The following is a 7991-nucleotide window of genomic DNA, read 5'->3' as shown; positions in this document are numbered from 1 at the left end:
GGGACGCGCGCCCAGTGCGCCCGGAGTGATTTCATCCATCGGGAAGCTCATGACGTCGGTCGGGCCTTCCAGATCCATCCAACGCACGTGCAGGTCCGCGATGGTATCCAAGTCCACTGCGGTGATCGTGCACTCGGCATCCGGGTTGATGTCCATGGCGCCGAAGGCATAAGAGGCGACGTCGATGAGCATCTCCTCGTTGACGCCGTCGAAACCGGACTCATTGATGAATTCGATGGACATTTAGTTCTCCTTATTCACTTGCGCTGCGGCTGCTGAGACTTCTGCGGCTTCAGCAGCATCATAAGCATTCACGATACGGCTGACCAGCTGGTGCCTGACGACGTCGCTCGAGCCCAGGTCCGCAAAGTGAATATCCTGCACGCCGTCCAAGATGCGGCGCACCAAGCGCAGGCCAGAGACCTGGCCGCGCGGCAAGTCCACCTGCGAAACATCGCCGGTGACCACGATCTTCGAACCAAAGCCCAGACGGGTCAAAAACATCTTCATCTGCGCCGGCGTGGTGTTTTGCGCCTCGTCGAGGATGACAAAGGCGTCGTTGAGCGTGCGGCCGCGCATGTATGCCAGCGGGGCGACCTCGATGATGCCTGCTTCCATAAGCTTCGGGATCATCTCTGGATCCATCATGTCGCGCAGGGCGTCGTAAAGCGGGCGCAGGTACGGGTCGATCTTGTCATTTAGAGTGCCAGGCAGAAAGCCCAGCTTCTCGCCGGCCTCAACTGCTGGGCGGGTCAAGATGATGCGCGAGACCTGCTTGGTCTGCAGGGCCTGCACGGCTTTGGCCACCGCCAGGTAGGTCTTACCAGAGCCTGCGGGGCCGATGCCGAAGACCACGGTGTTGTCATCAATGGCCTGGACGTACTCGGATTGGCCCACCGTCTTTGGGCGCACGGACTTGCCACGGCGGCGCACGATATCGGCTGCCATCGCCGCGGAGACCGACTGCGGCGCTTCCACCGCAATCATGTCCACGGTGTGTTTCACGGTATCGGTGCTGACGTGATGGCCGCGGCGGGCAATCGCCTCGAGCTCGTCGAGCACCTTCGCGGCGCGGGCCACCTCATAGTCAGGGCCGGTTACCGTAACCGTGGTTCCGCGCGCGAAGAAGTCTGCGTCCAGTAGGTTGTTGAGCACCCGCAGGTTATCGTCAGCGTTGCCGAGCACGGTCGCGACGTAGACGGAATCAAGCTCAAACTTCTTGGGGATAATAGGCACCCCAACAGGCTACCAGCGTGCGGTGCGCACGCCGATTGCGGCAAGGGCCACCATGGCTGCCGACGCCGTGCGTAAGACCTCCGGGCCTAACTTAATCGGATGGGCTTGCAGGCGCTCCAGCTCCTCGGCGCCGATGCCTCCTTCGGGGCCGACGAGGAGATAAATGGTGCCCTCCAGCGGAACCTCCCGAATAGAGTCGGTGGCTTCCTCGTGCAAGACGTAGGCCGTCTGCCCGGCAATGAGCTGAGCTAGCTGCGGGGTGGTCAAGGGGCCAGTAACCTGCGGGATGCGGTCGCGGCGGGACTGTTTCGCAGCAGCAGTCGCTGCCGCCTCCCACTTCGCGAGCGCCTTCGGAGCCTTCTTTCCATCCCACTTGGCCACGCAGCGATCTGCCTGCCAAGCGATGATCTCATCGGCGCCTGCCTGGGTGGCAAGGTCCACCGCGAGCTCCGAGCGTTCCGACTTCGGGATGGCTTGGACCACCACGACGCGGGGGTTGGGCTCGGGCGCAAAAGTCACTGCGTCGACAAGCGCGGCCAAATGATCCTTGCCCGAAACGGACTGGATGGTGGCCAGGGCGGCGGTGCCCGTGCCGTCGATGAGCTTGAGCCGCTCCCCTACGCTAAGGCGCTTAACCGTCACCGCGTGGCGGCCCTCGGGACCTTCGAGCCCCACCGGCTCGCCAACGCTAGCCAACGAGAGATCAGGATGAATGAAGACGGGCAGAGACATTAACGGCGGAACCTATCTCGGATGCGGGAGAAGAAGGACTCCTCTTGGCCGTCGCCGGTCTCGCGGACGCGGGCGCCCTCGTCGCGAGAATCGCGGACCTTCTCGAGCAGCTCGCGGGTCTTCTTGTCCAGCTCCTTCGGCACCACGACGTCGACGTGCGCGAAGAGGTTGCCAAAGCCGTCGGTGCGCAGGCGCGGCATGCCCTTGCCCTCGACCTTGATGGACTCGCCCGGCTGGGTGCCCGGCTCGATGTCGATGTTGAGCTCCTCGCCATCTAGCTGATCGATGGTGAAGTTGGTGCCCAGTGCGGCATCGACCATCGGTACGCGCACGGTCAGGTGCAGGTCGTCAGCGTTGCGCTCAAAGACGGCGTGCGGCTTGGTGGAAACCTCCACATAAAGATCGCCCGCCGGGCCGCCGCCGTGGCCGACCTCGCCTTGAGAGGCCATGCGGATGCGCATGCCATCACCAATACCGGCCGGGATATTTACAGTGAGATCGCGGCGCTTCTTCACGCGGCCATCGCCACCACAGTGGTTGCAAGGATCAGTAATGACTTCACCGAAGCCCTGGCACTTCGGGCACGGGCGGGAGGTCATAACGTTGCCCAGGAAGCTGCGCTGCATCTCCTGAACCTCGCCCATGCCGCCACAACCATCACAAGTAACTGGCTTGGACTTGGAGGCAGAACCCGTGCCCTCGCAGCGGTCACAGAGCACAGCGGTATCGACGGTGACCTGCTTCTTCAGGCCGGAATAGGCCTCTTCCAGGCTAATGGTGGTGCGCAGCAGGGCGTCATTGCCCGGCTGCACGCGCGAGCGCGGGCCGCGGGAGCCACCTGCTCCACCGCCGAAGAACTCAGCGAAGATGTCGCCTAGGCCGCCGCCACCGAAACCACCGCCGAAGCCGCCGCCAGCAGCGCCGCGCTCTTCCATTGGGTCGCCGCCCATGTCAACGATTTGGCGCTTCTGCGGATCCAGGAGCACCTCTTGCGCGAGGGAGGCCTCGCGGAACTTCTCCGCCGCCTCTTCATCGCCCGGGTTAACGTCCGGGTGATACTTGCGGGCAAGCTTGCGGTAGGCCTTCTTAATTTCGGCGTCGGTTGCGGATTTTTCTACACCAAGGATGCCGTAATAGTCACGAGCCACTTAATGAAAGTCCTTATCTAAAATTAGAGTCACTGGGAAAAGTTTTCCGTGCCAGCTTACTCGCCGGCCAGAACTTCGCTTACATAGCGTGCAACAGCGCCAACCTTCGAGATTGTTCCCGAATAATCCATATAGGTCGGGCCTACAACGCCAAGGCCGCCCAACGTTTCATTGCCGGCGCCGTACGCAGTGGCGACGACGGATGCCTGCCGCAGCTTGTCCTCCTCATTCTCCTCACCGATGACGACGGAGACGTTGCCCAAATCCGGCACGCTAGCCAAAAGCTTCAACACCACGACCTGCTCTTCGAGAGCCTCGATGAGCGAGGGCAGCCCTTCTGGGAAGTCTCGCGCGATACGCGTGAGATTAGAGGTACCAGCCATGAGCAGGCGGTCGGAGGGGCGCTCCACCAACGTCTCGATGAGAGTCGTGGCGGCATTGAGCACGTGCGGGCGGATGTCCAGCGGGGAGGTTTCGACGAGGCTGGCAAGTTCCACCGAGGCGTCGGTTAGCGTCTTGCCCTCCAAGGCGTTGTTGAGGACGTCGCGTAAGCGTGCGGTCTGCAGTGGGTCGATGATGCTGTCCAGCTCGACGTTGCGCTGATCGACGCGCCCGTTATCCGTGATGAGCACCAACAACAGGCGCACTGGCGAAAGCGCCACGACCTCGCAGTGCTTCACGCGCGAAACCTTGAGGTTGGGCATCTGCACCACCGCCGCCTGCTTGGTCACCTGAGCAAGCAGCTGCACGCTGCGGCGCAGTACATCCTCCAGGTCGACGCCGCCTTCCAAGAAGGTCAGCATGGCACGGCGCTCCGGCGCAGACAAAGGCTTTACGTCGTGCAGCGAATCGACGAACTGGCGGTAACCCTTCTGCGTGGGCACGCGCCCGGAGCTGGTGTGCTCGTGGGCAATCAGGCCCTCCGATTCCAGCACCGCCATATCGTTGCGGATGGTAGCGGAGGAAACGCCCAGCTGATAACGCTCCAGCAGGGACTTGGACCCCACGGGCTCCTGGGAGGCAATATAGTCCGCCACAATGGCGCGCAGAACCTCGCGGCGGCGAGCATCAGTGGAATTGGACATGCGCCCTATGTTACCTACCTTCGCCGTGGCCTTTAAGCTTCCTCGGCAACCAACAAGTCGGTGATGATGCCGTCTGCCAAAAGGCGCCCCGGCTTGGTCAAGCACAGCCGGTCGCCGGCGCGCTGCAGCAACCCACGGGAGATGTAGTCCGCGATGACCGGCTCCGCACCCGGAGCCAGCCAGTTGGCCGGAATGCCCTCGCGCAAGCGCAGACCGAGCATGATCTTTTCGGTGTGCCGCTCGGCCTCGGTCAAAACCTCGCGTTCCTTGATAGGAAGTTCCTCGCGGCCCAGCATTTCGATGTAGCGGCGCGGCAGCTTCACGTTATAAAAGCGCTCGTCGTTCAAATGCGAGTGCGCGCCAGGGCCCGCGCCCCACCAGTTGCCGTCGACCCAGTAGATGCGGTTGTGCTCGCACTCGCCGCCGGGCTTGGCCCAGTTGGAGACCTCGTACCACTCGAAGCCTTCCGCTTCGAGCGTCGCAGAGACGGCCTCATAGCGCCTTGCCAGCACGTCCTCGTCGGGTGCAGACAAGATTCCCTTTTTCACCTTGCGCGCCATCCGGGTGCCGTCTTCTACGATGAGCGAATACGCGCTGACGTGGTCGACTCCCGTTTCGAGGACGCGGTCAAGGGTAAGCCGCACGTCGTCGTCAGTCTCCGTGGGCGTGCCATAGATCATGTCCAGGTTTACGTGCTCGAAACCTGCGGCGCGGGCCTCACGCGCGGCGTCGAAAGCCCGGCCCGGGGTATGCGCACGCTCAAGCACTCGCAGCACGCTATCCGACGCCGACTGCAAGCCCAGCGAAATGCGCGTAAACCCCGCCTCGCGCAGCTGCTCGAAATAGCGCGGGTCCGTCGACTCCGGATTCGATTCCGTGGTCACCTCCGCCCCTGGGGCCAAACCAAAAGTCTCTTTCACGCGGGCCAGAATGCGGCTAAGCCCCTCGGCGCCCAACATCGAAGGCGTGCCGCCGCCGATGAATACGGTCTGCGCCGGCCTTCCCACCTGCTGCGCCGCCATGCCCAGCTCGCACTCGAGGGCGTCCAGGTATGCGGCGGTCAGATCGCCGCCCAGCTCACCTGGGGTATAGGTATTGAAATCGCAATACCCGCACCGCGAAGAGCAAAAGGGAACGTGGATATAGAGGCCAAAGTCTTGAGACATGCCCTCTAGGCTAGCTTGGGCCAGGAACTAAATAACCCACCGGTACGTTGAAGGATGTAATCTATTCTGCAGTTTCCCATAAATAGAAAGGCAGCTTCAGTGGAACCTCCGAGTCGATGTCCCCGCCTCACCGAATGGCAGGCGGGGTAGGCCATGTTGCAAGCAATCCTTATGATTTTGGCGGGATTTCTGGTCATTGGCCTGATTATCGTCGCGAACGCGTACTTCGTTGCGCAAGAATTTTCTTTCATGTCGGTGGACCGCGCGCAGCTGCGCTCCATGGCTTCCGAGGGCAATAAGACAGCTGAGCGTGCCCTGAAAATTACCCAGCGCACCTCCTTCATGCTCTCCGGTGCCCAGCTGGGCATCACCATCACGGGCCTGCTGATTGGCTATGTGGCCGAACCCCTGGTGGGCCGCGGCTTGGGTGAGCTGCTGGGCGGCGTGGGCATTCCCGCCGGCGTTTCCATCACCATTGGCACGGTGGCAGCGCTTTTCATCTCCACCATCGCCACGATGCTTTTTGCGGAGCTATTCCCCAAAAACTACACCATCGCAGCCCCGATGAAGACGGCATTGTTCTTGTCCACCTCCACCATGTGGTACCTGCGCATTTTCGGCTGGCTTATTCACTTCTTTGAGTACGCCTCGAATGCGATCTTGAAGGTCTTCGGCATCGAGCCTGTAGAAGACGTGGATTCTTCCGCCACCACCGATGATCTCGAGTCCATCGTGGATGCCTCCCACGAGGCCGGCGACATCGACGAGGCAACCTACCTCGTGTTGGACCGCCTGTTGGACTTCCCGGAACACGACGTCGAGCACGCGATGATTCCGCGTTCCCGTGTCGACGTCATCGATCCGCAGACCACCATCGGCGAGGTTCGCGAGATGATGTCCACGGATCACACGCGCTACCCCATCATCGACGATGAACACAACCCCATCGGTGTGGTGCACTTGTTCGATGTGCTGGGAACGCAGCTCCCCGACGCCACCGCGGCCACCGAGATCATGCAGCCCGCCGTTGTGGTGCCAGAGCTCATGCCGCTTCCCGACGTCGTGACCGAGTTGCGCGACGCCAACGACAAGCTGGCCTGCGTCATCGACGAGTACGGCGGCTTCGTCGGCATCGTGACCATGGAAGACCTAGCCGAGGAGATCCTGGGCGATGTCAGCGACGAGCACGACATCGAAGAGACCGAGGAAATCACCGAGCAGGATGAGTCCCACTGGCTCGTCGATGGCGATACACCGATTGACGAAATCGAGCGCGCCATCGGCCACGATCTGCCAGAAGGCGACTTCGAGACCGTGGCCGGCCTGCTGATTTCCCACTCCGGCGCGCTGCCTGAGGAGGGCGAGGAGTACACGATTGAGCTCGAGGCGGAGCCGGATGACTGGGTAGAGCGCGACGACGCCCCAGTGCGAAAGCTGCACATGCGCGTCGAGGAGATTGACCGCCACGTGCCGTCGACCTTGGCACTGGAGCTCATTGAGGAATACGCCGATCAAACGGAGGAGGAGAACTAATGACTGATACTTGGTGGTTTAACCTCCTCATCACGCTTGTTATCATCGCCGCCTCGGCTTTCTTCGTCATCATCGAGTTTTCGATGATGGGCGCGCGCCGCAACCGTTTGGAAGAAACCGCTGAGACCTCCCGCGCCTCGCGCTCGGGCCTGCGCTCTTTGAACGAGCTGACCATCATGCTCGCCGGCGCACAGCTGGGTATTACGGCGGCGCCCTTCGTACTGGGTGCAGTGACCAAGCCGTGGGTCCACCACCTGCTCATGACCCCGCTGGAGGCACTCGGCCTGCCGCTGGGCGTGGCCGACGTGGTCTCGTTTATTTTGGCGCTGTTCATCGTGACCTTCCTGCACCTGGTCATCGGCGAGATGGCGCCGAAGTCTTGGGCGATTACCCACCCGGAGACCGCGCTGCAGCTCATCGCGGTTCCTGCCCGCGGCTTCATCTGGCTCTTCCGCCCGCTGCTGAAGTGGATTAACCACATGGCGAATGCGATGGTGCGCTGGACTGGCGAGGAGCCCGTCGACAGGGCCGGTGCCGCCGGCTACGACGCGGATACCCTGCGCCACTTGGTGGAGCATTCCCGCGAGACGGGCACTCTGGACGATGATTCGGCGAACCAGATCACCGGCGTAATTGAGTTGGAGGCCTCTACCGTTGGCGCGCTGGCTCGCGAGCATGGCTCCCAGGTCGTCCCGCTGTCTCCCGACGCTACGGTGGCTGAACTCCATGACTTGGTCACCCGCAAGTCCATCATGCGCGTGCTGGTCTTCCCGAAGGATTCCCGCGTGCCGCGTATCGTGCACGTGCGCGATACGCTCCTCGCCGAACCGGACACGCCAGTGCTCGAGTTCTCCCGCCCCGCGCTGACGGTTTCCTCCTCGCTGACTGTCCAGAAGACCTTGGACCACATGCGCGCTCGCAACGAGCAGCTCGTGGCCGTAGGCAAGGCGGACAAGGATAAAGCGATGTGGATTCTGACGTGGGATGACATCATGGGCCAGCTGTGGCCGCAGATTACGGAGCAGTTGGACTTGGCTAACTAGCGCCCAGCCCTGGAAACCCAGGGCTGGTTTTCTAGGGCTGGGGGTTCA

General features: G+C 62.1%; 8 protein-coding genes. 2 read left to right on the top strand and 6 right to left on the bottom strand.

Annotation, left to right across the window (positions count from 1 at the left end; genetic code table 11):
- The 6 genes from ybeY to hemW form a co-directional block, all read right to left on the bottom strand.
- The coding region (ybeY, locus tag HMPREF2724_RS13160) for an rRNA maturation RNase YbeY (RefSeq protein WP_246818215.1) at positions 1-243 on the bottom strand (243 nt) is incomplete at its 3' end.
- Entirely contained in the window at positions 244-1236 is a 993-nt protein-coding gene (locus tag HMPREF2724_RS05970) for a PhoH family protein (RefSeq protein ID WP_070587622.1), read from the bottom strand.
- 9 nt (positions 1237-1245) lie between these two features.
- A complete protein-coding gene (locus tag HMPREF2724_RS05965) occupies positions 1246-1968 on the bottom strand; it encodes a 16S rRNA (uracil(1498)-N(3))-methyltransferase (RefSeq protein WP_062037945.1) in 723 nt (240 codons plus the stop codon).
- Entirely contained in the window at positions 1968-3116 is a 1149-nt protein-coding gene (dnaJ, locus tag HMPREF2724_RS05960) for a molecular chaperone DnaJ (protein WP_062037942.1), read from the bottom strand. The genes HMPREF2724_RS05965 and dnaJ overlap by 1 nt, the downstream gene beginning before the upstream one ends.
- A gap of 56 nt (positions 3117-3172) precedes the next feature.
- Positions 3173-4201, bottom strand: a complete 1029-nt coding sequence (gene hrcA / locus HMPREF2724_RS05955) for a heat-inducible transcriptional repressor HrcA (protein ID WP_062037939.1) — start codon at positions 4199-4201, stop codon at positions 3173-3175.
- A gap of 32 nt (positions 4202-4233) precedes the next feature.
- Complete coding sequence (hemW, locus tag HMPREF2724_RS05950) at positions 4234-5367, bottom strand: radical SAM family heme chaperone HemW (RefSeq protein ID WP_070587617.1); 1134 nt, start codon at positions 5365-5367, stop codon at positions 4234-4236.
- A gap of 153 nt (positions 5368-5520) precedes the next feature.
- Here hemW and HMPREF2724_RS05945 point away from each other — a divergent pair, with 153 nt between their 5' ends.
- Both HMPREF2724_RS05945 and HMPREF2724_RS05940 read left to right on the top strand, forming a co-directional pair.
- Entirely contained in the window at positions 5521-6900 is a 1380-nt protein-coding gene (locus HMPREF2724_RS05945) for a hemolysin family protein (RefSeq protein WP_062037933.1), read from the top strand.
- Entirely contained in the window at positions 6900-7943 is a 1044-nt protein-coding gene (locus tag HMPREF2724_RS05940; RefSeq protein WP_070587614.1) for a CNNM domain-containing protein, read from the top strand. The genes HMPREF2724_RS05945 and HMPREF2724_RS05940 overlap by 1 nt, the downstream gene beginning before the upstream one ends.
- Positions 7944-7991 lie beyond the last annotated feature (48 nt).

It is taken from the genome of Corynebacterium sp. HMSC071F07 (assembly GCF_001810285.1).
GTDB classification, from domain to species: Bacteria; Actinomycetota; Actinomycetes; order Mycobacteriales; family Mycobacteriaceae; genus Corynebacterium; species Corynebacterium simulans.
This window is presented reverse-complemented; position numbering and strand designations above follow the sequence as displayed.